Here is a 24,498-nt window from a genome sequence, read left to right as displayed (position 1 = left end):
ACCGATCAGGTCAATCAGGAACAGGCCGTCGCCGACGCCGCCAACATCGCCTACAGCACGTCCCTGCAAACCGACAGCACCGCCCAGCGTGGCACCCGTGTGGTGACTGAAGCGGTCAACGTGATGCGCGATCTGTCGAAGCACATGCAGACCGCCGGCGAGGGCATCGAGGCGCTGAACGAGCAATCCCAGGTGATCGGCACCATCGTCAAGACCATCAGCGGCATTGCCGAACAGACCAACCTGCTGGCGCTCAACGCCGCTATCGAAGCCGCCCGGGCCGGTGAGCAAGGCCGAGGCTTTGCGGTGGTGGCCGACGAAGTGCGGCAACTGGCTTCACGCACCAGCCAGGCGACCGAAGAAATCGTCGGCGTGGTGCGCCAGAACCAGGACATGGCGCGCAACGCCGTGGCCCTGATGACCGACGGCAAGCAACAGGCCGAACAAGGGCTGGCGCTGGCGGCGGAGGCCGGTACGGTGATCGTCGAGATCCAGGACGGCGCGCAGAAAGTGGTGGATGCAGTCGGCCAGTTCGCCAACCAGCTATCCAGCTGATGCCTGTCAGGCGAAGGGATTGCCCACGGCAATCCCTTCGTTTTTTTTATCCCGCTACAATCGGCTCTTTTTCCCGGAGCAGATCCCATGAGCGAGTCCTTCCGTCGCCCGGTTACCCTGAACAAAGCCTACCGCTTGCTCAATCACGGGCCGACCGTGCTGGTCAGCGCCGCCCATGACGGGCAGCGTAACATCATGGCCGCTGCGTGGGCCATGCCGCTGGATTTCGAACCGCCGAAAGTCGCGGTGGTCCTCGACAAATCCACCTGGACCCGGCAACTGCTCGAGGCGTCGGGCACCTTCGTTCTCAACGTTCCTTGTGTGAATCAGGCTGACATCGTGCAGACCGTCGGCTCGACTTCAGGCCTGGAAATCAATCGCGATCAAGGTCAGGACAAGTTCCAAGCGTACGGCTTGCAGAGCTTCGCTGGCGAGCAGGTCGAGGCACCGATGCTGGACGGTTGCGTGGCCTGGCTCGAATGCCGGTTGTTGCCTGAGCCGCGCAATCACGAGCAATACGATCTGTTCCTGGCCGAGGTGATCGCGGCGCAGGCTGATTCGCGGGTGTTCAGCGATGGACGCTGGCATTTTGAAGGGCACGATGAGCTGCGCACGCTGCATCACGTGGCCGGCGGCAACTTTCTGAAGATCGGTGATCCGGTGGTCGGTAAAAGTCTGGACTCCTGACGGTTATTAATGTTTTGCAGCAATTAATTATTGTTATTCGATAATTTTAATCGTTAGGGTGGCGCTCACATTCATTCTTGTGAGGCTTTCCCATGACCACCCACTGGCTCGTGCAATTCAGTCGGCGCATGGCGACGATAACGTTGATCCTGATCGTCGTGATGCTGCTGCTCAATGCTGTCATATGGGCTTACCCACCGTTGGCGGAACAGGAAGGCTGGGGGTTGGGGTTTGCGCTGACCGAGCGCCAGCTGTCACACATGGCCGACACCGCCACGCTGTTTCCGTGGTGGCAGAAGCTGGGCGGGATCGTGCTGTCGAGCATTCCCCTGCTGGCACTGGCGTCGGGCCTGAACCATTTGCGCCGGTTGTTTCAGAGCTATGCACGAGGTGAGTATTTCGCCCGGGAAACGGCGGAGCATCTGGGCAAGGTCGGGCGAGCGGTGGCGATCTGGGTGCTGCTGGATTTCCTCTGTGAGCCGATGCTCAGCCTGTGGGTCACCCAGAATGCGCCGGTCGGTGAGCGGCTGTTTACCCTGAGCATCACGGCGGCCTCGTTCGTCGCGTTGTTTCTGGCCGCGTGCATTTCGATCATCGCGCGGATTCTGGCGCAGGCCAGCGAAGTGGATCGGGAAAACCGTACGTTTATTTGAGGTCCTCATGCCTATCGTGATTCAACTGGATGTGATGCTCGCGCTGCGCAAGGTCAAATCCAAAGACCTTGCAGCCGCCATCGGCATCACCGAGGCCAACCTGTCGCTGCTCAAACAGGGCAAGGTCAAAGGGCTGCGCCTGGCGACACTGGATGCCATCTGCGAGTACCTCAACTGTCAGCCCGGGGATCTGCTGGTTCGGGTGGCGGGGGAGGAGGGTGACGCCTGAGGGTTTCGGTTGCTGGCAAATTGGATTCATGGACATACAAAAAAGGCTTACCTCTCGGTAAGCCTTTTTCAGTGGGTGGGTGGGGAATTCAGGGTAGGCAATACATATTGAGGTGCCTGCACGGCTGTTTTTTATCAGACCGATTTCATGGGTTTGATCAGACTTTCTGCCGGAATACCGAACAATTCGTGAAGCTTCCAGATCATCGGAAGCGTCAGCGCGCGTTTGCCATTCAGAACCTCATAAACGCGGTTTGTCCGGCCAATTGCAGGAGCGAGATCGGCTGCTGACAGCCCGGACTGCTCCATCCGAAACCTTATGGCATCAATCGGGTTGGGCAGGTCAAGTGGGAAATGTCTGGCCTCATAGGCCTCGATAAGGGTGATCATGATGTCGAAGTAATCACCTTCAGGCGTACCGGGTTCTGGCTCATTCTCGAAAAGAGCGGACACGTCTTTGAGCGCCGCACGGTAGTCTTCTTCGGTATGAATCGGACGTATGTTCATGGGTTACTCCATTTCGACGGTATCAGCGTCGATTGCGTCGTACTGTTTGTGAGAACTCTGCAGCACTCTATCCCGGACAGCATTTTTCCGGTGTAGGAAAAGGCAGCGTGATTTAGCCGAATTGGATTCATGGACCTACAAAAAAGGCTTACCTCTCGGTAAGCCTTTTTCAGTTGGCAGTGCTGATTCAATCCCCCAACGCTACCCCTTCACGCCGAGGATCTGCCCCACCTGACAGCGTTGCCTTCCCCTGAGCATCCTTGACCCGCACGATGGCCTGGGTGCCGCTGGTCATGTCGATTTCGTTGACGGTGTGGCCCTTGTCCTTGAGTGCCTGGATCAGCGTCGGGCTGAACTGGCCCTGTTCCAGTTCCGTCGGGCCGTTGCGGCTGCCGAAGTTGGGCAGGCTGATGGCGCTTTGCGGGTCGAGGTTCCAGTCGAGCAGGCCGACGGTGGTTTTGGCCACGTATTCGATGATCTGCGAACCGCCCGGAGAGCCGACGGTGGCGACGAACTCGCCGCTGTTGCGGTCGAAGATCAGGGTCGGCGCCATCGATGAGCGCGGGCGTTTGCCGGGCTCTACGCGGTTGGCGACTTTCTGTCCGTTCTCTTCCGGGATGAACGAGAAGTCGGTCATCTGATTGTTGAGCAAGAAGCCCTGAACCATCAGGTGCGAGCCGAACGCGGCTTCGATGGTGGTGGTCATCGACACTGCGCCACCGAAGTCATCGACCGCCACCACTTGCGAGGTGGAAATGCGCAACGGCGAACGATCCGGCGCGTAGGCAACCTGCACGCCCGGCGGTGTGCCGGGTTTGGCGCTGCCCATGCTGCGTTCGCCGATCAGGCTGGCGCGGCTGGCCAGGTAACCTGGGTCGACCAAACCTTTGACCGGCACCGGCACGAAGTCGGTATCGGCTACGTATTGCGCGCGGTCGGCGTAGGCCAGGCGCTCGGCTTCGGCGATCAGGTGCACGGCTTGCGGCGCAGGTTCGATGCCGGCGGGTTTATCGGTTTTCACTGGCTTGAGCGGCGTCAGGGCCAGACGCGGATCGCGGGTTTCCAGCGCCTGCAAGGTGCCGAGAATCTGCGCCACCGCAATCCCGCCCGATGATGGCGGCGGCATCCCGCAAACCTGCCAGCGCTTGTAGTCGGTGCACAGGGGCGCGCGCTCCTTGGCCTGATAGTGCTGAAGGTCGTTCAGCGACAGGCTGCCGGGGTTGGCGTGGCCCTGAACCTTGGCCACGATCTCTTCGGCGATCGGGCCTTTGTAAAGTGCGTCCGCACCTTCGTTGGCGATGCGTTTGAGCACGGCGGCCAGCGCCGGGTTTTGCAGTCGCGTGCCGACGGCTTTGACGCTGCCATCGCTGTTCAGAAAGTACCTGGCCATGTCCGGCGAGCGGCGAATCACCGGATCCGACTCCAGCAGCGAATGCAGGCGCGGGGAGATCGCAAAACCCTGCTCGGCCAGTTTGATCGCCGGATCGAACAATGTCGCCCACGGCAAGCGGCCGTGCTTTTTGTGCGCCAGTTCCAATGCACGCATCACGCCCGGCGTGCCGACAGAGCGTCCACCGATCTGCGCCTGCGGGAACGGCATCGGTTTGCCGTCGGCCTGGAGAAACAGCTTCTCGGTCGCGCCGGCCGGTGCGGTTTCGCGGCCGTCGTAGGTGCGCACCTGTTTGCCGTCCCACAGCACGATCATCGCGCCACCACCGATCCCGGAGGATTGCGGTTCGACCAGGGTCAACACGGCTTGCATCGCGATGGCGGCATCGATGGCCGATCCACCTTTACGCAACATCTCGCGACCGGCCTCGGCGGCCAGCGGATTGGCAGCGGCGGCCATGTGTTTTTCGGCGTGGCTGGCTTGCAGGCCGGTGCGGTAGCCGGAGGCGGCTTCCGGTGCCAGCGGCAGGGTCGAGGAGGGCGGTGCGTTGCAGGCCGTGAGGGCGATGGCGCTGACGATCAGCGTCAGGGCGGGCAGGCGAAAACGGTTCAGGGGCAGGGCTGGAAGCACGCGGGGCTCTCCGTCCGTGGGATAAAAGTCTGACGGACTGTATCGGCCGACCGTGTACGACGCAAACCGAAGGTATCTTTGTCCTTCATGCCTTGGCGGATTTTCTGTAGGGTCTGGGGCAAACGTGAAGCCAGAACAATCAACAAGAGGCCGCCATGCACAACGAGTTTCCGACACAGCCCAGCTATCACGAACAGCGCGAGCGCTTTCTAGCCGCCGCGAAGGTGGCGGGTGCAACGCTCTCTTCGTACGCGCATCCGCTCAATGGGCCGTTTGGCGAGCCTTTGAGTACCGATGTGGCGGTGCTGGGGAATCCAGCGGCCAAACGGCGCCTGGTGGTGCTCAGCGGCACCCACGGGGTTGAGGGTTATTACGGTTCGGAGTGCCAGATCGACTGGCTGAAGCATTTCACGCCGGACTCGCTGCCGAAAGATGTCGCGGTGGTGATGATTCACCTGATCAACCCGTGGGGCACGGCATGGCTGCGGCGGGTCAATGAAGACAATATCGACCTCAACCGCAATCACCTGGACTTCAACCGACCGCTTCCGGACAACCAGGCTTACGCCGCTCTGCATGAAATTTACGCCTGCACCGATTTGAACGGCCCCGAGCGGCAGAAGGCTGATGCCTTGCTGGATGCGCAAATCGCCGAGCATGGCTGGCCGGCAGTCATGTCAATTGTCGAGGGCGGGCAGCACAGTCATCCCGACGGATTGTTCTTTGGAGGGCTCGCGCCGAGTTGGTCGAATCGCACGTTGCATTCAATCATCGAGAATCATCTGGCCGGTGCTGAAACCGTGATGTGTTTCGACCTGCACACCGGCGCCGGCGAGTACGGGCATCCGATGCTGCTGACGATTACCCAGGCGCCTTATCCGGCGCTGGCAAAGGCGCAGTCGATTTACGGCCCGTGGCTCTACACGCTGCACACCGGTGCCGAAACCTTGAGTGAAACCGGCGTTGCCGCGACCGCTACCGGCTACACCTCGCAGGCACTGCTCAGCGCTTTGCCGAATCTGCAACTGATGCCGTTCGTGATCGAGTGCGGGACTTATCCGGGGCCGGACGTGCATCGTTACCTGCGCGACGATCACTGGCTGCATCTGCATGGCGATCCACTGGATGCGACGGGGCGCGAGATCAAACTGAATCTGCTGGAGCAGTTCTATCCGGCCGATCCGGACTGGCGGGCGATGGTCGGTTTGCGCACGCGGCAGATCTGGGCGAAGGGGCTGGTGGCCTTGGTGGGCGAGTGATAAACAAACGGCTTACTTTTCGGTAAGCCGTTTTGACTGCTTGATTATACGCAGCGGTTTTGACTGTGGATGTCAGAATGAACTCAGCTTCTGTGTAGTCAGAATGTTTTTTCATAGATCTTCACTTCTTGAATCCTGGCAGTCCGTTTGCTTCATGCCATGCAGCGACTGTACGGGCTATGCCAGAGGACGACGTGTCAGCACCCGGCTCAGGGTAGTAGATAAGATCCATCTTGCTCGGATGCCCAACAATCTTGTTGAAGTGCAGCAATAAAATATCTGCACGGTCATCTGTAGGTGCCTTGTCTTCCTTTCTGATCTCGTCAATGAACTCAACGAAGTCTTGTTCGGTGTAATCAGAGAAATTGCTTTTGATGAAGGGGTCGCTCATGCAGTTGCCTCAATCCTGGTGTGTTTCGACGTGATTTTTAGGAGTGTGGACCCTCATGTTGTCAACGTTATAGACCTCGCCGCCTTGAGATATCAGTTCCACATGATGAATTTCGTGAGAGATTCTCTTACCAGCCGCATCAGCTAATCGGGCGCGAGGCGCCTTTCCGTTGCGCATACGCTCCAGGCTATCTTCGCTGAGTTGCCCGGCTAGCCTGGCATCTTTTGATGCTTCGGCCCAGAAGGCGCGCCTGAATGAATCAAAGCTGGAATATTCACGCCCTCTTAGTGAATCGGCAATGCTGGTTGGGATTGGCGCGCCAGACCCCCCCCGGGCATGGTCAAGCCATACCCCGGAAACATCCTCACCAATCCCCGTTACCGTTCCCGGCATCAATCTCGCCGGCTTCGAAAACACCACATACAACGACTTGAGTCCGGTCTCCGCCGGAAACACCAGAATGCAATCCTCGGCGGTGATGTCTTCGCCGGGCAGGCCTTCTATCTGGCTATCGGTGTTCTCGGGGATTGGATGCACGAGGATCGTGCTGAGTGGCTCGCCGTGTTCTGGATAAACCAGCGGTGGCATTGAACCGAGCGGACCGCGTTGTGGTGTCCACAAAATCGTGATGCCGTTGAGCTTGGCCTCCATCGCAGTCTTGTCACTGTTCCACTCGACTTTTACGGTACGCACCGAGTCATCGCCCGAAGCGCCGGTGTGGATGCCGTAGACCTGCATGACCCCTTTGGCATCGCGCCGGAACTGGAAGCGCACGCGAGTGGTGGCGCGACTCATGTTGCGTAACTGTTCGTCGGTGTGAAGCGTGCCGTCGCCCATTCTGGTCGGGAGCATCCCGAGGAGGAACACACTCGCCGGCCCGCCTGCACCACGTACTGCCCAATTGAGGCGCTGTTGCAGGATTCCGCCGCCGGCCATGCGCCCCAACGCCAGGTCGGCACCTATAGCAGTCGCAACAGCGGTGCTGGCAGAGGGAAAGAGCATGGCGCCTGCCACCATGACCTTGCCGAAACTGGAGGCGGGCTCAGATGTTGTGCCGGCATCCGTCCGGCACCAGTTTTCCGGTGTGCAGGACTTGGCGAATACCAGATCGTCGCGGGGTTTTGGGGTTGGCCATTCGTCCGTCGGAACGTAGACGGGTTCCGGCTCTCGGGGCGGATTCCACGCGGCCCATGAAGCGCCGCCGTTCGGACGTTTTCGATACCATTCATCGTCGAAAAGGTACCTGTCCAGGTCCATGACAACTCCCTGTCTGTCTTGGGATCGAGACAGGGGAGCTTGTCGTTCAATCGGGAGAGCGATCAAACCGACTTGCCGAGATATCGTGGCCTGATCGAATGAATAATCCTCTTCGTACGCCTTTCGCGCTCTGTTCCTACGGAATCAGGTCGGCCACCGATGTGGGGCACTTTTCTCGAGGCATAAAAAAACGGCCTACCTTTCGGTAAGCCGTTTTTAGTACTTGGTGGCTACACAGGGACTTGAACCCCGGACCCCAGCATTATGAATGCTATGCTCTAACCAACTGAGCTATGTAGCCAAGTGGCGCGCATTATTCCCCTGAAATGGAAAAGCGTCAAGCGTAAATTCAAAATATTTCTTCTTATTTTCAACCGCTTATCCTCCCGCGCCGAAAATCGGGGCGGAAGGGGCTTTCAACGCAGCTGAAATCTTCCGGTGTTGGCACTCAAGGCATGGCTGCCCTGGCTCAAGGTGTCCGCCGCCAGGTTCACGGCCCGCGCGCCTTCGAGCAGGCGAACCGCCGCCTGATCCACCTGCTGGATATTGCCGCTGACCTCATCGGCGGTGCTGGCCTGTTCTTCGACCGCCGTGGCGATTTGCGCGAGGGTGTCGGTGACGCTCTGCACGGCGCTGGCGATTTCCCCCAGGCGTTCGCCAAGCCCCGTGACCGCTTCCGCGTCCGATTGCGCCTGGCCGCACGCAGCCTCCATCAGGCTCACGGCTTCATTGACCGTATTGCGCAGGCTGTCGACCGTTCCGGCAATCTGTGCCGTGGACGATTGCGTACGTTGCGACAGGCTGCGCACCTCGTCGGCCACCACGGCAAAACCGCGACCCTGTTCCCCGGCGCGAGCGGCCTCGATAGCGGCGTTGAGTGCGAGCAGGTTGGTCTGCTCGGCGACGCCGCGAATGGTATCGACCACCAGTTGAATCTGCTGCCCTTGCTCGCTGACCCGGCCGAGCGCTGCTGCAGTTTCGTTCAGACGCTGATTGAGCTGCTGGATGCTCGCCGTGGTCCGTTGACTGTCACGGCTACTGTCGGCGGCAATGCGCCGGGTGTGCTGAGCGCTGCCGGAAGCCTGCTCACAACTCTGTGCCACGCCTTGAGACGTCGCCGCCAGTTGCGTGGCCGCTGCGGCGATCTGGCTGATTTGCAATTGCTGGGCCTCGACTTCGCTGAGGGCGCCGCTGGAGTGATCGTTGAGACTGCGCACCGCGTTGCTCAGTTGCGAAGTCTCGTGATCGACACCCAGCAGGCTGGTGCGCAACTGCACCACGGCCACGTTGAGCGCGGTGCTGATCGACGCCAGTTCATCACGGCCCACGACCGGCACTTGCAGGCTCAGATTGCCGTCGCGCAGGGCTTCGGCCAGCAGCGTGATGCCGCTGGCGCTCCGACGGATCGAGGCTTGCAGGCAGACGAACAGATACAGCGCCGCCAGCAACAGGAAACCGAACACAGCCGCGACAATGATGAATTGACGAATTGCCGATCCGTGGTAGTCATCCAGCCGCTGATCCAGCGACATCAGTGATTGCTGGCGCAGCGTGGCGAGGTTGCCGAGCAGGGCATCGAGAGTGCGCTCGAATTCTTCAGGCTTGAGATTGATGCTGCCGCCGAACACGCCGTCATCCAGCACTTTCAACCCGACGTCCAGCTGTTTGAGGCTGTCATGATATTGCCCGGCCCAGCCTTGCAGGGCTGGCGGCAGACGCGCTTCGAGCAGGCCAGCGGTTTTCACCAGCTGCTCGCGGGCATCGCCGATGCGGCTGCGCAGGTCACGCAGTTGCAGACGGCTTTGCAGGGTGAACTGACCGGATACCACGGACGCCTGGCCGACGGCTGCCAGCCGACCGACGCGTTCGATCAAGTCCGGTGCGTGCTGGGTGGAAATCTGCGTCAGCAGATAGGTTTCCAGCCACGGTGCAAGGATCAGACGGTTGTCCATCGCGATCTGTTCGCGCAAAGCTTGCAGCGCGCTGAGGGCGTTGGTGAAGCGGTCGTAACCGTCCGGCCACCAACCGACACCGGAAAGGCTTTTCGAGTCCAGACCATTGAGCGCGGCTTGCAGGGCCTGATAGCGAGTCAGGGTTTCACCTTCCGCACCTTCGGCCTGCAAGGCATTGCCCAGCTCCAGCGTCGCCTGGGCAACGGCTGGTTGCACGCCATCGAAGGCGGCCATGGCGGCGAGGGTCGCGGGCGTCGGCTGGCGGTTGGTTTCCGTGGCGCGCCAGCGGGCGGCGCGGTCGCGCTGGGCGGCGAGCAGGTTGTCGAGTGCATCGAGGGCGAGCAACTGCCGCACACCGGCACGTTCGCCAGCGATCAGGTTGAGTTTGTCGCGATAGTCCTGGCCGATCATCAACAGGCTGCCGGCCAACGGCAGGATAAACAGCAGAAACAACAACTGGAATTTTCGCGCGAAGCCAAACCGCCCCAGCAATCCGATCCCCGGTGATAAAAAAGCCTGCATGCCCCATGACTCCTCTGGACACCACGCACCATCGGCGTGCATCGCGGTCGTTGCGACCGGGATTGGTGCCCTGCTAAAAGGCCTCGAAAGTTCACCCTTGCCCGCTCTGTAGGCCGGCTCTGTAGCGAAACTTCCCATTCTCGATGCCCTTTGTAAGGGCGCCGCGTTCAAGCGGATAAGCAAGGCAAGATTCAGACCATGGCGTTGCGCTATCACTTGCGGCGCGACGACTGAATAGTTCGTTAGCTGGCTAAGGGGATGGCGCTGGCGCACCGAAAAATGGCACATTGACGCACCTGCCCGCGTGCACCCATCTGCAGTCCGGAAACTCCCATGGCTATCAGCAACGTTCAGACCGCCGCTGCCTCGGCGTCCGCTCCTCCACAAAGCAGCCCTTTGGTGATGCGCATCATCGGCGCGGTGGCGCTGGCGCATTTGATCAATGACCTGATCCAGTCAGTGCTGCCGTCGATCTATCCGATGCTCAAGGCCAACTATGGCCTGAGTTTCACCCAGGTCGGCCTGATTACCCTGACCTTTCAGTTGACTGCTTCGCTGTTGCAGCCGTGGGTCGGTTATCACACCGACCGGCATCCGAAACCGTGGCTGCTGCCGGCCGGTTCCGTGTGCACGCTGATCGGGATTGCGATGATGTCGATGGTTGGCAGCTTCCCGCTTATCTTGCTGGCGGCGGCGTTGATCGGTATCGGCTCTTCGACCTTCCACCCTGAAGCGTCTCGTATCGCGCGTCTGGCGTCGGGCGGACGTTTCGGCCTGGCGCAATCGACCTTCCAGGTCGGTGGTAATGCCGGTTCGGCATTCGGCCCGTTGCTGGCAGCGGCGATCATCATTCCTTTCGGCCAAGGCAACGTGGCGTGGTTCGGGCTGTTCGCGGTGTTTGCGCTGTTCGTGCTCTATCGCATCAGCCGCTGGTACGCCCATCACCTGAACCTGTTCAAGCTCAAGGCCGGTCAGGCCGCCACTCACGGACTGTCGAAGGGCAGGGTGACCAGCGCGCTGGTGGTGCTCGGGCTGCTGGTGTTCTCCAAGTATTTCTACATGGCCAGCCTGACCAGTTACTTCACCTTCTACTTGATCGAGAAGTTCGACCTGTCGGTGGCCAGTTCCCAGCTGCATCTGTTCCTGTTCCTCGGCGCGGTGGCGGCGGGCACGTTCTTCGGCGGGCCGATTGGCGACAAGATCGGGCGTAAGGCGGTGATCTGGTTCTCGATCCTTGGTGTTGCGCCATTCACCCTGCTGATGCCGCATGTCGACCTGTTCTGGACCAGCGTCCTGAGCGTGGTGATCGGTTTCATCCTCGCTTCGGCGTTCTCGGCGATCGTGGTGTACGCGCAGGAACTGGTGCCGGGCAATGTCGGGATGATTGCCGGGGTGTTCTTTGGTCTGATGTTCGGCTTTGGCGGGATCGGTGCTGCGTTGCTCGGTCATCTCGCGGACATTCACGGCATCGAGTACGTGTACTTCCTGTGCTCGTTCCTGCCGCTGTTCGGGGTGCTGGCGATTTTCCTGCCGAGAACCAAGAAGGCCTGACGGATTGAATTTCAGGCACAAAAAAGCCGCGTATCAAACGCGGCTTTTTCATGGGTGCAGCTTTTACACGTTGAAGCGGAAGTGCATCACGTCGCCGTCCTTGACGATGTAGTCCTTGCCTTCCAGACGCCATTTACCGGCTTCCTTCGTGCCCGCTTCGCCCTTGTACTGGATGAAGTCGTTGTAGGCGATCACTTCGGCGCGGATGAAGCCTTTCTCGAAGTCGGTGTGGATCACGCCAGCGGCTTGTGGTGCGGTGGCACCGACGCGGACGGTCCAGGCGCGGACTTCTTCGACACCGGCGGTGAAGTAGGTCTGCAGGTGCAGCATTTCGTAGCCGGCGCGGATCACGCGGTTCAGGCCAGGCTCTTCCAGGCCCAGGGCCTCGAGGAACATGTCTTTCTCTTCACCGTCGTCCAGCTCGGCGATTTCCGCTTCGATCTTGTTGCAGACCGGAACGACCATCGCGCCTTCTTCTTCGGCGATGGCCTTGACCACGTCCAGGTGCGGGTTGTTCTCGAAACCGTCTTCAGCGACGTTGGCGATGTACATGACCGGCTTGGTGGTCAGCAGGTGGAAGCCCTTGATGATCGCCTTTTCGTCGGCGCTCATGTTCTTCATCAGGCTGCGTGCAGGCTTGCCTTCGCTGAAGTGCGGGATCAGTTGCTCGAGCAGGGCCTTCTGGGCCACTGCGTCCTTGTCACCACCCTTGGCGTTGCGCGCGACTTTCTGCAGTTGCTTCTCGCAGCTGTCGAGGTCGGCGAAGATCAGTTCCAGGTCGATGATTTCGATGTCGCGCTTCGGGTCGACGCTGTTGGAAACGTGGATCACGTTCTCGTCTTCGAAGCAGCGCACGACGTGAGCGATCGCGTCGGTTTCGCGGATGTTGGCCAGGAACTTGTTGCCCAGACCTTCACCTTTCGACGCGCCGGCAACCAGGCCTGCGATGTCGACGAATTCCATGGTGGTCGGCAGGATGCGCTTCGGATTGACGATGGCCGCCAGAGCATCCAGACGCGGATCCGGCATCGGCACGATGCCGCTGTTCGGCTCGATGGTGCAGAAGGGGAAGTTCTCGGCCGCGATCCCGGATTTGGTCAGGGCGTTGAACAGGGTGGACTTGCCGACGTTAGGCAGGCCGACGATGCCGCAATTGAATCCCATGGTGTTTCCCCTCGGATTAGAGTCAGGCCTTCTGGCTGTGCAGGTTTTTCATCGCGCGGTTCCATTCACCGGCGAGGATATCCGGCAGCACGCCGAGGGCAAAGTCGATGCTGGCATCGAGTTTTTCCTGTTCGGCGCGTGGCGCACGACCCAGGACGAAATTTGAAACCATACTGGCGACGCCCGGGTGGCCGATGCCAAGCCGCAGGCGGTGGAACGTATTCTGATTGCCCAATTGCGCAATGATGTCGCGCAACCCGTTGTGACCGCCATGGCCGCCGCCAACCTTGAGTTTGGCGACGCCCGGAGGCAGATCGAGTTCGTCGTGCGCCACCAGGATTTCTTCAGGCTTGATGCGGAAGAAACCGGCGAGTGCCGCCACGGCCTGGCCGCTGCGGTTCATGTAGGTGGTGGGAATCAGCAGACGAACATCCTGACCCTGATGCGAAAAACGCCCGGTCAGGCCGAAATACTTGCGATCGGCCACGAGATTCACGTTCTGTGCGTGGGCGATGCGCTCAACAAAAAGGGCCCCTGCGTTATGCCGGGTCTGCTCGTATTCAGCGCCTGGATTTCCCAGGCCAACGATCAGTTTGATGGCAGTCACGATAGGGGCCCTTCCTTTGAGTGGTGGATAACATCGCCGCGATCAGGGAAGGCGACGAAAGTGGACGAAAAATGCTCATTTACCATGGATGTAAACTCCGCGTTCCCGCCCGCTTTCTCGCTACGTTCCAGTCCGCGATGTTACCTGCTCACTCAGGCATGACAGAGTGAATTACTCTGCTGCGCCTTCTTCGGTAGCTTCTGGAGCAACACGTGGAGCGTGGACGTTGGCAACAGCCTTGTCATCGCCGTGTGCCAGAGCAACGAACTCGACACCTTTAGGAGCTTTGAGGTCCGACAGGTGAACGATGGTGCCGATTTCAGCGTTAGCCAGGTCGACTTCGATGAACTCAGGCAGGTCTTTGGCTTCGCAGGAAACTTCGATTTCAGCAACAACGTGCGAGATCTCGCCGCCTTTCTTCACTGGAGCAGCTTCGTTGATGAAGTGCACAGGAACGATAGCGGTCAGTTTCTTGCCGGCAACAACGCGGACGAAGTCAGCGTGCATCACGTGGCCTTTGGCCGGGTGACGTTGCAGAGCCTTGATGATCACGTTTTGCTTGGTGCCACCAACGTTCAGTTCGATAACGTGGCTGTAGGCAGCTTCGTTTTCGAGCAGTTTGGCAACTTCTTTGGCCAGCATGCTGATGGATTCAGGGGCTTTGTCGCCACCGTAAACAACAGCTGGAACCAGGGCGGCGAGACGACGCAGGCGGCGGCTCGCACCTTTCCCCAGGTCGGAACGCGCTTCAGCATTCAGAGTAAAATCGTTCATTTTGTATCTCCAAAATAGCCATGACCGAGTGGCGTTTGCGACCAGCGCCGAACACGGTATGGGCAAAAAAGCCCCGCCCCGGCAGGAATGCCGGGGCGGGGCGCTTTTCGTCAACGAGACATTTCGAGAAGGGCAGGGCCCTTAACGGAACATCGCGCTGATCGATTCTTCATTGCTGATGCGGCGAACCGCTTCGGCAACAACCGGTGCGATATCCAGTTGACGGATACGTGCACAGGCTTGTGCTGCAGCGGACAGCGGGATGGTGTTAGTGACCACCAGCTCGTCCAGCACGGAATTTTCGATATTCTCGATGGCCCGACCCGACAGCACAGGGTGTGTGCAGTAGGCAAAGACCTTGGCTGCGCCATGCTCTTTCAGGGCCTTGGCCGCGTGGCACAGAGTGCCGGCGGTATCGACCATGTCATCGACCAGAATGCAGGTACGCCCTTCGACATCACCGATGATATGCATCACTTCAGAGTGATTGGCTTTCTCACGGCGTTTGTCGATGATCCCGAGATCCACGCCCAGGGACTTGGCAACGGCACGTGCACGCACGACGCCACCAATGTCCGGGGACACGATCATCAGGTTCTCGAAGCGCTGATCTTCGATGTCATCCACCAGAACCGGGGAGCCGTAGATGTTATCTACCGGAATATCGAAGAAACCCTGAATCTGGTCAGCATGCAGATCAACCGTGAGAACACGGTCGATGCCGACTACGGTGAGCATGTCAGCAACGACTTTCGCGCTGATAGCCACACGTGCGGAACGCGGACGGCGATCCTGACGGGCATAACCAAAATAAGGAATAACAGCAGTGATACGAGTAGCCGAGGAGCGGCGGAAGGCATCAGCCATCACTACCAGTTCCATCAGGTTATCGTTGGTCGGAGCGCAAGTCGGCTGAATAATGAAGACGTCTTTACCACGAACGTTTTCATTGATCTCGGCTGTAATTTCGCCGTCGGAAAACTTACCGACAGAGATGTCACCGAGAGGGATATGCAGCTGACGTACGACACGCCGAGCCAGATCGGGGTTAGCGTTCCCCGTAAAGACCATCATCTTGGACACGCGCAGTACCTGAAGGCTGAGGGTATACCTGGATGAGTATAGGAAAATGGCAGGGGCGGCTGGATTCGAACCAACGCATGGCAGGATCAAAACCTGCTGCCTTACCGCTTGGCGACGCCCCTGTATCTGTTGCTTGCAAGTGCCGGGCACTTGGTTCCTTTAGAGCAGACTTTGCAGCTTGCGATGCAACATCGAAACGTTGCTTCCTTTCGCTACAAACCCTGTAAGGGTCTCTGTCAGAAGGGCCGAGACTTTATCAGCTTCAGCTTTGCTTGGGAAGCCCCCAAACACACAACTTCCAGTTCCGGTGAGTTTTGCGTCGGTAAAATTACCTAACAAATTCAATGCGTTACGTACTTCTGGATAACGCCTTGATACCACCGGCAAGCAGTCATTTCGACTGTTTCCCTCGGGAACGGGGCGCACTTTAATGGGCGGCGTGTTACGTGTCAACAATGGATCTGAAAAAATTTCTGCCGTACTAACAGAGACTTGCGGAACGAGCACGACATACCACGGTTCGGCGGGCTCGACCGGGGTCAGTTTCTCGCCGACACCTTCGGCGAAAGCCGCATGGCCACGCACGAACACCGGCACGTCGGCACCCAGTGTCAGGCCCAGTGCAGCCAGGCGATCTTCATCCCAACCCAGTTGCCACAAATGATTGAGGCCGAGCAGGGTGGTGGCCGCGTTTGAACTGCCGCCCCCGATGCCGCCGCCCATCGGCAGGATCTTGTCGATCCAGATGTCGATGCCGAGCGAGCAGCCGGATTGTTCCTGCAGTTTTTTCGCCGCGCGCACGATCAGGTTGCTTTCGTGAGGCACACCGTCGAATTCGGTGTGCAGGCGAATCACGCCGTCGTCACGCACGGCGAAGGTGATTTCGTCGCCGTAGTCGAGGAACTGAAAAAGCGTCTGCAACTCGTGATAACCGTCTTCACGGCGACCGAGAATGTGCAGCATCAGGTTGAGTTTGGCCGGCGAGGGCAGCGTCAGGCATGGAGCGGTCATGCGTTATTGCCCCAATTTGCGCGGTTGCCAGGTCTTGATCACCAGCGTCACGTCCAGATCGGTGCCGTGCAGCTTGATTCGCTCGGGCAGCCAATAACCGTTCTGCTCGGCATAGCTGAGGTATTCGACCTGCCAGCCATCCTGATCCAGATTGGCCAGACGGCTGTTGCCGTCCAGGGTCAGACGGCTTTTGCTGTCCGGTGCCGGGAGGCCGCGAACCCACCAGGCCAGATGCGAGACCGGCAGTTTCCAGCCCAGTTGCTCTTCGACCAGCGCTTCCGGAGTCGGCGCTTCATAACGGCCCTGATTCGCCACTTCCAGCGACACCGCACCCGGGCGACCGGTCAGTCGCGCCGCGCCACGACCCAGCGGGCCGGACAGACGGATGTCGTAGTAATCCTGACGTTGCAGCCAGAACAGCGTGCCGCTGCCCGAGTCTTTCGGGGCACGGATGCCGATCTTGCCGTCGATCTGCCAGCCGTCGAGGCCGGTCAGGTGTTGTTTGTTCGCGGCCCACTGTGCCGGATTGCCGTGGCCTTCGACCGATTCACGGGCGCCGAAGCCCGCGCAACCGGCGAGCAGGGCGATGAAGCTGAAAACTATGACGTGGCGCAAAAACATGAGTTAAAGAGTCTCGGATCCGGTCAGGCGCTTGATGGTGCTGCGCAGGATGGTGCTGTCAGGCTGGTCCTTGAGGAACTTGCCCCAGATTTGTTTCGCTTCGCGCTGCTTGCCCTTGGCCCACAGCACTTCGCCCAGGTGCGCCGCGACTTCGTGATCGGGGAAGCGCTCGAGGGCCTGACGCAGATATTTCTCGGCGTCTTCCAGATTGCCCATGCGGAAGTTCACCCAGCCGAGGCTGTCGAGAACCGCCGGGTCTTCCGGGTTGATCTGGTGCGCCTGCTCGATCAGCGCCTTGGCTTCTGCGTAGCGGGTGGTGCGGTCGGACAGGGTGTAGCCGAGGGCGTTGAGGGCCATGGCGTTGTCCGGATCGCGCTTGATGATCAGGCGCAGGTCTTTTTCCATCTGCGCCAGATCATTGCGTTTTTCCGCCTGCATCGCGCGGGTGTAAAGCAGGTTCAGATCGTCCGGGTACTGCTGCAAGGCTTGTTGCAGGACTTTCCAGGCCTTGTCGCCCTGATTGTTGGCGGACAGGGTTTCGGCTTCGATCAGGTACAACTGAATCGCGTAATCCGGCTGCTCGTCACGTTCGGCGGCCAGTTTGCTCTGGGCTTCGGCGGTCTTGCCGTTGTTCATCAGAATATCGGCCTGACGCAGTTGCGCCGGCAGATAGTCGTTGCCCGGGCCGACCTGGGCGTACTCGATGAGCGCGCCTTGCGGGTCGTTGCGTTCTTCGGCGATGCGGCCCAGGTTCAGGTGCGCCGAGTCGACATGGCTTTCCCGGGCGATCAGGTCTTCCAGATACCCCTTGGCCTCGTCCCAGGCCTTGGCTTCCAGGCAGACCAGCGCCAGCGAGTAACGCAGTTCGTCGTCTTCCGGGTATTGCTGAACCAGGGTGGAGAACTCGACCTTGGCGTCGTCCATCCGGTCCTGTTCTACCAGCATCCGCGCGTAAGTCAGGCGCAGGCGCTTGTCGTCCGGGTATTTCTTGATGCTCTTTTGCAGCAGTGGCAAGGCTTCGTCGCCGCGATTCAGCCCTTGCAGCAGGCGTGCACGCAGCAGAATCGGGGCGATTTCGCCGTCTTCCGGCGGATTGTCTTCGAGCAGGGTCAGCGCACCTTTGGTGTCGCCATCCTGCTGCATCAGCAGGGCCTTGCCGAAAATCAGCTGATTGTTGTTCGGGTGACGCTGCAACAGGCGGTCGAAACTTTTCATCAGGCCGTTGCGGGTTTCCTGATCGGTGTCGGCGGCCGACAGCGCGAGGAAGTCGAAATGGGTGTCGCCCTTGCCCTGCAGGACTTTCTCCATGTAGACCATCGAGTCGTCATAACGCCCGGCGCGAGCCAGTTGCACGGCGGCGGCGCGTTGCGCTTCGAGATCGTCCGGGGCGTTTTTCGCCCAGATCAGCGCGGTATCGAGGGCCGGCTGGTCGGCGCCCAGGTACTCGGCGATGCGGAAGGCACGCTCGGAAACGCCCGGATCCTGGGTGTTGATGGCCTGGGTCACGTAGTTGTCCAGGGCAATATCGAAACGATTGCGCTGGCCAGCGAGCTCGGCGCTCAGCAGGCTGAACACCGTTTCCTGGCTGAACGAGCTGTAAACCTTGGGCTTTTCAGGGGCCGGCGTGGTGTCTTCGACCGGTGAGGCACCGTCCTGCGAAACGGGGGCCAAGGCCTGGCAGCCGCTGAGGAAGACAAAAGCGAGGAGCAACGCGGAAGATCTATTCATATAGGAAGAGGACGACTAACCTGCGGTCGGATCATCATGACACAAGCCTTCGGCCAAACATAACCGAGTCTCGATTGTGGCCATTATAGGGGCCGACAATTGGGACAATAGTCAGCGGTAGTTGTTCTGAATCTGACGAAGTAGGACAATTGCCGGCTTCACGTCACCATCAGCGACCTTGAATGGCCTTCCTTGCACTCGGTATCAACCACAAGACTGCTTCAGTAGACGTCCGCGAGCGCGTGGCCTTTACCCCTGAGCAGCTGGTGGAGGCCTTGCAGCAGCTCTGCCGACTCACCGACAGCCGCGAAGCTGCGATCCTCTCCACCTGCAATCGCAGTGAGCTGTATATAGAACAGGATCAGCTTTCGGCCGATATCGTGCTGCGCTGGCTGGCCGACTATCACCATTTAAGCCTCGATGAGCTGCGCGCGAGTGCTTATGTGCATGAAGATGATGCGGCAGTTCGTCACATGATGCGCGTCGCCTCCGGGCTCGACTCGCTGGTGCTGGGCGAACCGCAGATTCTCGGCCAGATGAAATCGGCCTACGCCGTGGCCCGTGAGGCCGGCACCATCGGGCCGCTGCTCGGGCGACTGTTCCAGGCGACCTTCAATGCCGCCAAGCAAGTGCGTACCGACACCGCCATCGGTGAAAACCCGGTGTCCGTGGCGTTTGCCGCCGTCAGCCTGGCCAAACAGATTTTCAGCGACCTGCAACGCAGCCAGGCCCTGCTGATCGGCGCCGGCGAGACCATCACTCTGGTCGCCCGCCATCTGCATGAGCTGGGCGTCAAGCGCATCGTGGTCGCCAACCGGACCCTGGAACGCGCCAGCCTGCTGGCCGAGCAGTTCGGTGCCCACGCGGTGCTGCTCTCGGATATTCCGGCCGAACTGGTGCGCAGCGACATCGTCATCAGTTCTACCGCCAGTCAGTTGCCGATCCTCGGTAAAGGCGCGGTAGAAAGTGCGCTGAAGCTGCGCAAGCACAAGCCGATCTTCATGGTCGACATCGCCGTTCCCCGTGACATCGAGCCAGAAGTCGGCGAACTCGACGACGTTTACCTCTATAGCGTTGACGATCTGCACGAAGTGGTCGCCGAAAACCTCAAGAGCCGTCAGGGCGCAGCGCAGGCTGCCGAAGAGATGGTCTCGGTCGGCGCCGATGATTTCATGGTGCGCCTGCGCGAGCTGGCAGCGGTCGATGTACTCAAGGCCTATCGTCAACAGAGCGAACGCCTGCGCGACGAAGAACTGCAAAAGGCCTTGCGCCTGCTGGCCAACGGCGGCAACGCCGAAGACGTGCTCGGGCAACTGGCCCGTGGCCTGACCAACAAACTCCTGCACGCCCCGAGCGTGCAGTTGAAAAAGCTTTCTGCCGAAGGCCGCCTCGATGCGCTGGCCATGGCTCAGGAACTCTTTGCCCTCGAGGGCTCACCGGATAGCTTTTCGGATAAAAAACCGCAATGAAAGCGTCACTGCTCAATAAGCTGGACATTCTCCAGGACCGTTTCGAGGAACTGACCGCGCTGCTTGGCGACGGCGAAGTCATTTCCGACCAGACCAAATTCCGCGCCTATTCCAAGGAATACGCCGAACTTGAGCCGGTGGTACAAGGCTATAAAAAGCTGCTTGGCGTACAAAGCGATCTTGAAGGCGCACAGGCGCTGCTCAAGGACAGCGACCCGGACATGCGTGAGATGGCCGTGGAAGAAGTCCGCGAAGCCAAGGAATTGCTGATCACGCTGGAATCCGACCTGCAACGCATGTTGCTGCCCAAGGATCCCAACGACGGGCGCAACGTGTTTCTCGAAATCCGCGCCGGCACCGGTGGCGACGAGGCGGCGATCTTCTCCGGCGACCTGTTCCGCATGTACTCGCGTTACGCCGAACGGCGTGGCTGGCGGGTGGAGATCCTTTCGGAAAACGAAGGCGAACACGGTGGCTATAAAGAAGTCATCGCCCGCATCGAAGGCGACAACGTTTACGGCAAGCTGAAATTCGAATCCGGCGCGCACCGCGTACAGCGTGTACCCGCCACCGAATCCCAGGGCCGTATCCACACCTCGGCCTGCACCGTGGCGGTATTGCCCGAGCCGGACGAGCGTGAAGCCATCGAGATCAACCCGGCGGATTTGCGCGTCGACACTTACCGCTCCTCCGGGGCCGGTGGTCAGCACGTCAACACCACCGATTCGGCGATCCGCATCACCCACATCCCGACCGGCACCGTTGTCGAGTGCCAGGAAGAACGTTCCCAGCACAAGAACCGTGCCCGGGCGATGGCCTGGCTGGCGGCCAAGCTCAACGACCAGCAGACGGCTGCGGCGGCCAATGCCATCGCCAGCGAACGTAAATTGCTGGTGGGTTCCGGTGACCGCTCCGAGCGCATTCGCACCTACAACTTTGCCCAGGGCCGGGTTACCGACCACCGCGTCAATCTGACCCTGTATTCCCTCGACGAAATCCTCGCCGGTGGCGTCGAAGCGGTGATCGAGCCGTTGCTGGCCGAATACCAGGCCGACCAGCTCGCAGCGATAGGTGAGTAAATGACCATCATCGCCAGCCTGTTGCGCGCCGCCGAACTGCCGGATTCGCCCACCGCGCGTCTGGACGCCGAATTGCTTCTGGCTGCCGCACTGGGCAAGTCGCGCAGTTTTCTCCACACCTGGCCCGAGCGCATCGTGCCCAGCGAAGCCGCACTGGTCTTCGCCGAGTACCTGCAACGTCGTCGCAGCGGCGAGCCGGTCGCCTACATTCTGGGCCAGCAGGGTTTCTGGAAGCTGGATCTGGAAGTCGCGCCGCACACGCTGATCCCGCGTCCGGACACCGAACTGCTGGTGGAAGCCGCACTGGAATTGTTGCCGGCGACCCCGGCCAAAGTTCTCGACCTCGGCACCGGCAGCGGGGCGATTGCCCTGGCTCTGGCCAGCGAACGCCCGGCGTGGAAAGTCACCGCCGTGGATCGCGTGCTGGAAGCCGTGGCCCTGGCCGAGCGCAATCGCCAGCGCCTGCACTTGAACAACGCCACGGTGCTGAGCAGTCACTGGTTCAGCGCCCTCGAAGGCAAGCGTTTCGAGCTGATCATCAGCAACCCGCCGTATATTCGCGCCGCCGATCCGCATCTGGTGGAAGGCGATGTGCGTTTCGAGCCGGAAAGCGCCTTGGTGGCCGGCATCGACGGGCTCGACGATCTGCGTCTGATCATTGCCCAGGCGCCGGGGCATCTGGAAGCCGGTGGCTGGCTGATGCTCGAACACGGCTATGATCAAGCCGAAGCCGTGCGCGATCTGCTGCTGACGCAAGGTTTCGAAGAAGTCCACAGCCGCACCGATCTGGGCGGCCATCAACGGATCAGCCTGGGGCGCCTGCCGTGCTGAATGATCAGGAATTGTTGCGCTACAGTCGGCAGATCCTGCTGCAACACATCGACATCGATGGCCAGTTGAAGCTCAAGGACAGCCGGGTATTGATCGTCGGCCTCGGTGGTCTCGGTGCGCCGGTTGCCTTGTATCTGGCGGCGGCGGGTGTCGGTGAATTGCATCTGGCGGATTTCGACACGGTCGACCTGACCAACCTGCAACGCCAGATCATCCACGACACCGACAGCGTCGGCATGACCAAGGTCGACTCGGCGCTCAAGCGCCTGAGCGCGATCAACCCTGAAATCAAACTGGTGCCCCATCGTCAGGCACTGGACGAGGATTCCCTCGCCGCCGCCGTGGCGGCGGTGGATCTGGTTCTCGACTGCTCGGACAATTTCTCCACCCGCGAAGCGGTCAACGCTGCGTGCGTGGCGGCGCGCAAGCCCTTGGTCAGCGGCGCGGCGATTCGCCTTGAAGGACAGCTTTCGGTGTTCGATCCACGTCGCGCCGAGAGCCCGTGCTACCACTGCCTGTACGGTCACGGCAGCGAAGCCGAACTGACTTGCAGCGAAGCCGGCGTGGTCGGGCCGCTGGTCGGTCTGGTCGGCAGCCTGCAAGCGCTGGAAGCCTTGAAGTTGCTGGCGGGTTTTGGCGAGCCACTGGTGGGTCGTCTGCTGTTGATCGATGCGCTGGGTTCGCGATTCCGTGAGCTGCGGGTCAAACGCGACCCGGGTTGCAGTGTCTGTGGTTCGCAGCATGCGTGAAGCGCCGATTGCCGTCTTCGATTCCGGCGTCGGCGGTCTGTCGGTGCTGGCGGAAATCCAGCAACTGCTACCGAATGAATCGCTGCTGTACCTCGGCGATTGCGGTCACATTCCTTATGGCGAGAAAACCCCGGAATTCATCCGCCAGCGTTGCAGCGTGATGGCCGGGTTTTTCCGCGAGCAGGGCGCCAAGGCGCTGGTGATCGCGTGCAACACCGCGACCGTGGCCGGCGTCGCCGATCTGCGCCGGGACTTTCCCGAGTGGCCGATTGTCGGCATGGAGCCGGCGGTCAAGCCTGCCGCCGCCGCCACCCGCAGCGGCGTAGTGGGCGTACTCGCCACCACCGGCACCTTGCAGAGTGCGAAGTTTGCAGCGCTGCTCGATCGTTTTGCCACCGATGTGCGGGTCATCACTCAACCGTGCCCCGGACTGGTCGAGCGGATTGAAATCGGCGACCTGCACAGCCCCGAGTTGCGTGCATTGCTCAAGCACTACGTCGATCCGCTACTGGCCAACGGTTGCGACACGATCATTCTGGGCTGCACGCACTATCCGTTTCTCAAGCCGATGCTCAAGTCGATGATCCCCGAGAGCATCAGCCTGATCGACACGGGCGCGGCGGTAGCACGCCAATTGCAGCGGCTGCTGGCCGAGCGTGATCTGCTCGCCGAAGGGCCGAACCGACCGGTCAGATTCTGGACCAGCGCCGATCCCGCGTCTTTGCGCAAGACCCTGGTCCTGCTGGGCCAAGTCGATGGCGACGTCGAAAAATTCACCTTGTAAAAAAAATGTGAAATATCTAAAAAGTCAGCTGAACTTCTGACCAAGCGCAGATTTCTATAGCGCAGAGTGACCTAGAAAACCAAACGATCGTTCCGGAAAAGGAAGTTTCAACGTGAAGCGACTATTCTGCTTGGCCGCGATTGCGGCTGCACTGATGGGGCAAAGTTTTACCGCACAAGCTGCTGGCGTCGAGTTTGCAGTGGGGGCCACCAGCGATTCGACGATGACTTATCGCCTGGGCATGAATTTCGATTGGGACAAGAGCTGGCTGCAAAGTGATGTTGGTCGCCTGACCGGTTACTGGAGCGGTGCTTACACCTATTGGGAGGGCGACAAGACCTCCAGCAACAACAGCCTGTCCTTCTCACCAGTGTTTGTTTACGAGTTTGCCGGTCAGTCGGTCAAACCGTATGTCGAGGCGGGGATCGGTGTGGCGCTGTTCTCCAACACCGAGTACGAAGACAACAAGCTGGGTGGCGCCTTCCAGTTTGAAGACCGTTTCGGTTTCGGCCTGCGCTTCAATGGCGGGCATGAAGTCGGGATTCGTGCGACGCACTATTCCAACGCCGGCCTGAGCAGCAACAACGACGGGGTCGAAAGTTACTCGCTGCATTACACGATGCCGCTGTAACCTCCATGAAAAAGGAGCGCCTCGCGCTCCTTTTTTTGTATTCAGCGATACGCCGTGGCAATCCCCTGGCGTTCGTCGATGCATTCCGGCGCGCCCATTTCGAACTCGCGGCAGATCAACGGACGTTTCTCGTAGATCGTGCACATCATCGTGTCGCGATCCAGTGCCGCGCACCAGCCGTCGTCCAGACGCAGCATCACCTCACCACCCCAATCGTCGGTATCGATAAAACGCTCGGGTACGCCGGTGTCGGTGATCAGCATCACTTCAAGCTGACAGCAGCAGGCTGCACAGGTCGAACACGTGACCTCGGGTTCGGCGATTTGCCGATGGGGAATGGTTTTCATGGCGCCAGTGTACGGCAGTGGCCGATGACCGTGTGAAA

The 24,498-nt window shown here is 60.1% G+C and carries 25 protein-coding genes and 2 tRNA genes; 12 read left to right on the top strand and 15 right to left on the bottom strand.

Features of this window, described 5'->3' with window-relative positions; genetic code table 11:
• The first annotated feature begins 123 nt into the window (after window positions 1-123).
• From AC1RT4_RS28330 to AC1RT4_RS28315, 4 genes are all read left to right on the top strand, one after another.
• Window positions 124-555 (top strand): methyl-accepting chemotaxis protein, encoded by a 432-nt coding sequence (locus tag AC1RT4_RS28330; RefSeq protein WP_371857323.1) that lies wholly within the window; start codon window positions 124-126, stop codon window positions 553-555.
• Between the two features lie 87 nt (window positions 556-642).
• Window positions 643-1,242: a flavin reductase family protein gene (locus AC1RT4_RS28325; protein WP_493089408.1), complete on the top strand. Its 600-nt coding sequence runs from the start codon at window positions 643-645 to the stop codon at window positions 1,240-1,242.
• Between the two features lie 92 nt (window positions 1,243-1,334).
• Window positions 1,335-1,895 carry a DUF2975 domain-containing protein gene (locus AC1RT4_RS28320; protein ID WP_493089406.1) on the top strand — a complete coding sequence of 187 codons (561 nt, stop codon included), beginning with the start codon at window positions 1,335-1,337 and terminating at the stop codon, window positions 1,893-1,895.
• Window positions 1,896-1,902: 7 nt separating this feature from the next.
• The gene (locus AC1RT4_RS28315; protein ID WP_007951734.1) at window positions 1,903-2,124 is read left to right on the top strand and encodes a helix-turn-helix domain-containing protein; all 222 of its coding nucleotides are present in this window, start codon (window positions 1,903-1,905) and stop codon (window positions 2,122-2,124) included.
• A 134-nt stretch (window positions 2,125-2,258) separates the two neighbouring features.
• Here the strand turns inward: AC1RT4_RS28315 and AC1RT4_RS28310 are convergent, their stop codons facing one another.
• Both AC1RT4_RS28310 and ggt read right to left on the bottom strand, forming a co-directional pair.
• Window positions 2,259-2,630, bottom strand: a complete 372-nt coding sequence (locus tag AC1RT4_RS28310) for a helix-turn-helix domain-containing protein (RefSeq protein WP_074692315.1) — start codon at window positions 2,628-2,630, stop codon at window positions 2,259-2,261.
• 187 nt (window positions 2,631-2,817) lie between these two features.
• Complete coding sequence (ggt, locus tag AC1RT4_RS28305; protein WP_493089404.1) at window positions 2,818-4,650, bottom strand: gamma-glutamyltransferase; 1,833 nt, start codon at window positions 4,648-4,650, stop codon at window positions 2,818-2,820.
• 155 nt (window positions 4,651-4,805) lie between these two features.
• Between ggt and AC1RT4_RS28300 the strand changes: the two genes are divergently transcribed.
• Window positions 4,806-5,909 (top strand): M14 family metallopeptidase, encoded by a 1,104-nt coding sequence (locus AC1RT4_RS28300; protein ID WP_493089403.1) that lies wholly within the window; start codon window positions 4,806-4,808, stop codon window positions 5,907-5,909.
• A gap of 121 nt (window positions 5,910-6,030) precedes the next feature.
• Here the strand turns inward: AC1RT4_RS28300 and AC1RT4_RS28295 are convergent, their stop codons facing one another.
• The 4 genes from AC1RT4_RS28295 to AC1RT4_RS28280 form a co-directional block, all read right to left on the bottom strand.
• Window positions 6,031-6,300, bottom strand: coding sequence for a bacteriocin immunity protein (locus tag AC1RT4_RS28295; protein ID WP_410239182.1), 270 nt, complete (start codon window positions 6,298-6,300; stop codon window positions 6,031-6,033).
• Between the two features lie 9 nt (window positions 6,301-6,309).
• Window positions 6,310-7,557 carry an S-type pyocin domain-containing protein gene (locus tag AC1RT4_RS28290; RefSeq protein ID WP_493089402.1) on the bottom strand — a complete coding sequence of 416 codons (1,248 nt, stop codon included), beginning with the start codon at window positions 7,555-7,557 and terminating at the stop codon, window positions 6,310-6,312.
• Between the two features lie 224 nt (window positions 7,558-7,781).
• Window positions 7,782-7,858: transfer RNA gene (locus tag AC1RT4_RS28285), tRNA-Met, on the bottom strand.
• Between the two features lie 115 nt (window positions 7,859-7,973).
• Window positions 7,974-10,031: a methyl-accepting chemotaxis protein gene (locus tag AC1RT4_RS28280; RefSeq protein WP_493089400.1), complete on the bottom strand. Its 2,058-nt coding sequence runs from the start codon at window positions 10,029-10,031 to the stop codon at window positions 7,974-7,976.
• A gap of 333 nt (window positions 10,032-10,364) precedes the next feature.
• Between AC1RT4_RS28280 and AC1RT4_RS28275 the strand changes: the two genes are divergently transcribed.
• Complete coding sequence (locus AC1RT4_RS28275) at window positions 10,365-11,582, top strand: MFS transporter (RefSeq protein ID WP_493089398.1); 1,218 nt, start codon at window positions 10,365-10,367, stop codon at window positions 11,580-11,582.
• A 63-nt stretch (window positions 11,583-11,645) separates the two neighbouring features.
• Here the strand turns inward: AC1RT4_RS28275 and ychF are convergent, their stop codons facing one another.
• From ychF to AC1RT4_RS28235, 8 genes are all read right to left on the bottom strand, one after another.
• Entirely contained in the window at window positions 11,646-12,746 is a 1,101-nt protein-coding gene (gene ychF / locus AC1RT4_RS28270) for a redox-regulated ATPase YchF (protein ID WP_007951727.1), read from the bottom strand.
• A 22-nt stretch (window positions 12,747-12,768) separates the two neighbouring features.
• Window positions 12,769-13,353 (bottom strand): aminoacyl-tRNA hydrolase, encoded by a 585-nt coding sequence (gene pth / locus AC1RT4_RS28265; protein ID WP_007951726.1) that lies wholly within the window; start codon window positions 13,351-13,353, stop codon window positions 12,769-12,771.
• A 171-nt stretch (window positions 13,354-13,524) separates the two neighbouring features.
• Entirely contained in the window at window positions 13,525-14,127 is a 603-nt protein-coding gene (locus AC1RT4_RS28260) for a 50S ribosomal protein L25/general stress protein Ctc (RefSeq protein ID WP_230733491.1), read from the bottom strand.
• 141 nt (window positions 14,128-14,268) lie between these two features.
• Window positions 14,269-15,210 (bottom strand): ribose-phosphate pyrophosphokinase, encoded by a 942-nt coding sequence (locus tag AC1RT4_RS28255; RefSeq protein WP_003171603.1) that lies wholly within the window; start codon window positions 15,208-15,210, stop codon window positions 14,269-14,271.
• A gap of 47 nt (window positions 15,211-15,257) precedes the next feature.
• Window positions 15,258-15,332, bottom strand: a tRNA-Gln gene (locus tag AC1RT4_RS28250).
• A gap of 37 nt (window positions 15,333-15,369) precedes the next feature.
• Window positions 15,370-16,221 (bottom strand): 4-(cytidine 5'-diphospho)-2-C-methyl-D-erythritol kinase, encoded by an 852-nt coding sequence (ispE, locus tag AC1RT4_RS28245; RefSeq protein WP_493089396.1) that lies wholly within the window; start codon window positions 16,219-16,221, stop codon window positions 15,370-15,372.
• A gap of 3 nt (window positions 16,222-16,224) precedes the next feature.
• Window positions 16,225-16,842, bottom strand: a complete 618-nt coding sequence (gene lolB / locus AC1RT4_RS28240; RefSeq protein ID WP_007951721.1) for a lipoprotein insertase outer membrane protein LolB — start codon at window positions 16,840-16,842, stop codon at window positions 16,225-16,227.
• Between the two features lie 3 nt (window positions 16,843-16,845).
• On the bottom strand, window positions 16,846-18,570 hold the full coding sequence (locus AC1RT4_RS28235) for a tetratricopeptide repeat protein (RefSeq protein ID WP_085606997.1): 1,725 nt from the start codon (window positions 18,568-18,570) through the stop codon (window positions 16,846-16,848).
• 182 nt (window positions 18,571-18,752) lie between these two features.
• Here AC1RT4_RS28235 and hemA point away from each other — a divergent pair, with 182 nt between their 5' ends.
• The 6 genes from hemA (at window position 18,753) to AC1RT4_RS28205 (ending at window position 24,113) form a co-directional block, all read left to right on the top strand.
• Window positions 18,753-20,039 (top strand): glutamyl-tRNA reductase, encoded by a 1,287-nt coding sequence (gene hemA / locus AC1RT4_RS28230; RefSeq protein ID WP_007951716.1) that lies wholly within the window; start codon window positions 18,753-18,755, stop codon window positions 20,037-20,039.
• On the top strand, window positions 20,036-21,118 hold the full coding sequence (prfA, locus tag AC1RT4_RS28225; protein WP_007951714.1) for a peptide chain release factor 1: 1,083 nt from the start codon (window positions 20,036-20,038) through the stop codon (window positions 21,116-21,118). The genes hemA and prfA overlap by 4 nt, the downstream gene beginning before the upstream one ends.
• Window positions 21,119-21,949 (top strand): peptide chain release factor N(5)-glutamine methyltransferase, encoded by an 831-nt coding sequence (gene prmC / locus AC1RT4_RS28220; protein WP_273898659.1) that lies wholly within the window; start codon window positions 21,119-21,121, stop codon window positions 21,947-21,949. It abuts the gene before it with no gap.
• On the top strand, window positions 21,943-22,698 hold the full coding sequence (locus AC1RT4_RS28215; protein WP_007951711.1) for a molybdopterin-synthase adenylyltransferase MoeB: 756 nt from the start codon (window positions 21,943-21,945) through the stop codon (window positions 22,696-22,698). Before prmC ends, AC1RT4_RS28215 begins: the two co-directional genes overlap by 7 nt.
• Window positions 22,691-23,482, top strand: a complete 792-nt coding sequence (gene murI / locus AC1RT4_RS28210; RefSeq protein WP_493089392.1) for a glutamate racemase — start codon at window positions 22,691-22,693, stop codon at window positions 23,480-23,482. Before AC1RT4_RS28215 ends, murI begins: the two co-directional genes overlap by 8 nt.
• 112 nt (window positions 23,483-23,594) lie before the next feature.
• A complete protein-coding gene (locus AC1RT4_RS28205) occupies window positions 23,595-24,113 on the top strand; it encodes an acyloxyacyl hydrolase (protein ID WP_007951709.1) in 519 nt (172 codons plus the stop codon).
• 41 nt (window positions 24,114-24,154) lie between these two features.
• Here the strand turns inward: AC1RT4_RS28205 and AC1RT4_RS28200 are convergent, their stop codons facing one another.
• Window positions 24,155-24,460: a YkgJ family cysteine cluster protein gene (locus AC1RT4_RS28200; protein ID WP_007951707.1), complete on the bottom strand. Its 306-nt coding sequence runs from the start codon at window positions 24,458-24,460 to the stop codon at window positions 24,155-24,157.
• Between the last annotated feature and the right edge of the window lie 38 nt (window positions 24,461-24,498).

The sequence above is a fragment of the Pseudomonas sp. GW821-FHT11D10 genome (genome assembly GCF_058808435.1).
The sequence above is the reverse complement of the archived record's forward strand: the minus strand, read 5'-3'. Positions and strand labels throughout refer to the sequence as shown.

Coding starts and splice junctions, on each gene's coding strand:
- AC1RT4_RS28330 (WP_371857323.1), top strand. CDS start 124: ATGCGCGATCTGTCGAAGCACATGCAGACCGCCGGCGAGGGCATCGAG.
- AC1RT4_RS28320 (WP_493089406.1), top strand. CDS start 1,335: ATGACCACCCACTGGCTCGTGCAATTCAGTCGGCGCATGGCGACGATA.
- hemA (WP_007951716.1), top strand. CDS start 18,753: ATGGCCTTCCTTGCACTCGGTATCAACCACAAGACTGCTTCAGTAGAC.
- AC1RT4_RS28260 (WP_230733491.1), bottom strand. CDS start 14,127: ATGAACGATTTTACTCTGAATGCTGAAGCGCGTTCCGACCTGGGGAAA.
- prfA (WP_007951714.1), top strand. CDS start 20,036: ATGAAAGCGTCACTGCTCAATAAGCTGGACATTCTCCAGGACCGTTTC.
- AC1RT4_RS28275 (WP_493089398.1), top strand. CDS start 10,365: ATGGCTATCAGCAACGTTCAGACCGCCGCTGCCTCGGCGTCCGCTCCT.
- AC1RT4_RS28280 (WP_493089400.1), bottom strand. CDS start 10,031: ATGCAGGCTTTTTTATCACCGGGGATCGGATTGCTGGGGCGGTTTGGC.
- murI (WP_493089392.1), top strand. CDS start 22,691: ATGCGTGAAGCGCCGATTGCCGTCTTCGATTCCGGCGTCGGCGGTCTG.
- AC1RT4_RS28300 (WP_493089403.1), top strand. CDS start 4,806: ATGCACAACGAGTTTCCGACACAGCCCAGCTATCACGAACAGCGCGAG.
- AC1RT4_RS28235 (WP_085606997.1), bottom strand. CDS start 18,570: ATGAATAGATCTTCCGCGTTGCTCCTCGCTTTTGTCTTCCTCAGCGGC.
- ychF (WP_007951727.1), bottom strand. CDS start 12,746: ATGGGATTCAATTGCGGCATCGTCGGCCTGCCTAACGTCGGCAAGTCC.
- ispE (WP_493089396.1), bottom strand. CDS start 16,221: ATGACCGCTCCATGCCTGACGCTGCCCTCGCCGGCCAAACTCAACCTG.
- AC1RT4_RS28315 (WP_007951734.1), top strand. CDS start 1,903: ATGCCTATCGTGATTCAACTGGATGTGATGCTCGCGCTGCGCAAGGTC.
- lolB (WP_007951721.1), bottom strand. CDS start 16,842: ATGTTTTTGCGCCACGTCATAGTTTTCAGCTTCATCGCCCTGCTCGCC.
- AC1RT4_RS28200 (WP_007951707.1), bottom strand. CDS start 24,460: ATGAAAACCATTCCCCATCGGCAAATCGCCGAACCCGAGGTCACGTGT.
- AC1RT4_RS28295 (WP_410239182.1), bottom strand. CDS start 6,300: ATGAGCGACCCCTTCATCAAAAGCAATTTCTCTGATTACACCGAACAA.
- AC1RT4_RS28290 (WP_493089402.1), bottom strand. CDS start 7,557: ATGGACCTGGACAGGTACCTTTTCGACGATGAATGGTATCGAAAACGT.
- AC1RT4_RS28325 (WP_493089408.1), top strand. CDS start 643: ATGAGCGAGTCCTTCCGTCGCCCGGTTACCCTGAACAAAGCCTACCGC.
- AC1RT4_RS28310 (WP_074692315.1), bottom strand. CDS start 2,630: ATGAACATACGTCCGATTCATACCGAAGAAGACTACCGTGCGGCGCTC.
- prmC (WP_273898659.1), top strand. CDS start 21,119: ATGACCATCATCGCCAGCCTGTTGCGCGCCGCCGAACTGCCGGATTCG.